General features: G+C 66.3%; 1 protein-coding gene. It reads left to right on the forward strand.

From position 1 onward, the window contains the following. The coding region (locus OQ789_RS25560; RefSeq protein ID WP_420716205.1) for a non-ribosomal peptide synthetase at positions 1 to 1922 on the forward strand (1922 nt) is incomplete at both ends.

Consider the following 1922-nt stretch of genomic DNA (forward strand, 5'->3'; position numbering starts at 1 on the left):
GTCGTGACGGCGGATTTGTCGCGGCGGGTCTTGTCGATTGATCTGTTGGATGAGGGTGAGCGGGCGCGGTTGGATGGGTGGAGTAATCGGGCGGTGTTGGGTGCGCCGGTGGGGGTGGTGGGGTCTGTTCCGGTGTTGTTCGCGGAGCAGGTGAGCCGTACGCCGGAGGTGGTGGCGGTGAGTTGTGGGGGGCGGTCGTGGACGTATCGGGAGTTGGATGAGGCGTCGGATCGGGTGGCGGGGGTGTTGGTGGGGTTGGGTGCGGGTCCGGGGGGGTGTGTGGGGTTGTTGTTGCCGCGGTCGGGGGAGGCGATTGTGGCGATTGTGGGGGTGTTGAAGTCGGGGGCGGCGTATGTGCCGATTGATCCGGTGTTGCCGGATGCGCGGGTGGGGTTCATGGTGGCGGATGCGGCGCCGGTGGCGGTGCTCACCTCTGCTGCGTTGGCGGGTCGGGTGGCTGGGTGTGGGGTGGCGGTGGTTGATATTGATGAGGCTGTGGTGGCGGTGCGGCCTGGCGGGGTGTTGGCGGTGCCGTCGGCGCAGGATTTGGCGTATGTGATTTATACGTCGGGGACTACGGGTGTGCCTAAGGGTGTGGCGGTCAGTCATGGGAATGTGGCGCGGTTGGTGGGGTCGGTGGCGGGGTGTGTGTCGGGGGTGGGGGTGTGGTCGCAGTGGCATTCGTTGTCTTTTGATGTGTCGGTGTGGGAGATCTTTGGGGCGTTGTTGGGGGGTGGGCGGTTGGTGGTGGTGCCGGAGGAGGTGGCGGGGTCGCCGGAGGAGTTGCATGCGTTGTTGGTGGCGCAGGGGGTCAGTGTGGTGAATCAGACGCCGTCGGCGGTGGAGTTGTTGTCGCCGGTGGGGTTGGAGTCGGCGGTGTTGATGGTGGCGGGGGAGGCGTGTGGGGTGGAGGTGGTGGATCGGTGGGGGGGTCCGGGGCGGGTGTTGATTAATGCGTATGGGCCGACGGAGGCCACGGTGTATGCGGCGTTGAGTGCGCCGTTGGTGGCGGGGTCGTCGGTGGTGCCGATTGGGTCGCCGGTGGTGGGGGCGGCGTTGTTTGTGTTGGATAAGTGGTTGCGGCCGGTGTCGGTGGGTGTGGTGGGGGAGTTGTATGTGGCTGGTGGTGGGGTGGCGTGTGGGTATTGGGGTCGGGGGTCGTTGACGGCGTCGCGGTTTGTGGCGTGCCCGTTTGGGGATGGGGTGGCGGGGTTGCGGATGTATCGGACGGGGGATGTGGTGCGGTGGGGGGCGGATGGGCAGTTGCAGTATTTGGGGCGGGCTGATGAGCAGGTCAAGATTCGTGGGTATCGCATTGAGTTGGGTGAGGTCCAGGCCGCCCTGGCTGCCTTGGAGGGGGTGGTGCGGGCGGCGGTGATTGCGCGGGAGGATCGGCCGGGGGATAAGCGTTTGGTGGGGTATGTGACGGGGACTGCGGAGCCGGCTGAGTTGCGTGCGGCGTTGGCGGAGCGGTTGCCGGGGTGGATGGTGCCGGCGGCGGTGGTGGTGCTTGAGGCGTTGCCGTTGACGGCGAATGGGAAGTTGGATAAGCGGGCGTTGCCGGCGCCGGAGTATGCCGGTGGGGTGTATCGGGCTCCGAGCAGTCCGGCGGAGGAGATTTTGGCGGGGGTGTTTGGGCAGGTGTTGGGGTTGGAGCGGGTGGGGGTGGAGGATTCGTTTTTTGATTTGGGTGGGGATTCGTTGTTGGCGATGCGGGTGGTGGCTGCGGTGAATGCGGGGTTGGGTGTTCATTTGTCGGTGGGGGTGTTGTTTGAGGCGCCGTCGGTGGCGCAGTTGGCGTTGCGGGTGGGTGAGGGTGGTGGGTTGGAGCCGTTGGTGGCTGGGGAGCGTCCGGCGGTGGTGCCGTTGTCGTTTGCGCAGAATCGGTTGTGGTTTATCGACCAGTTGCAGGGGCCCTCGGC

Origin of the sequence: Mycobacterium sp. 94-17, assembly GCF_035617725.1 — a bacterium.
GTDB lineage: Bacteria > Actinomycetota > Actinomycetes > Mycobacteriales > Mycobacteriaceae > Mycobacterium.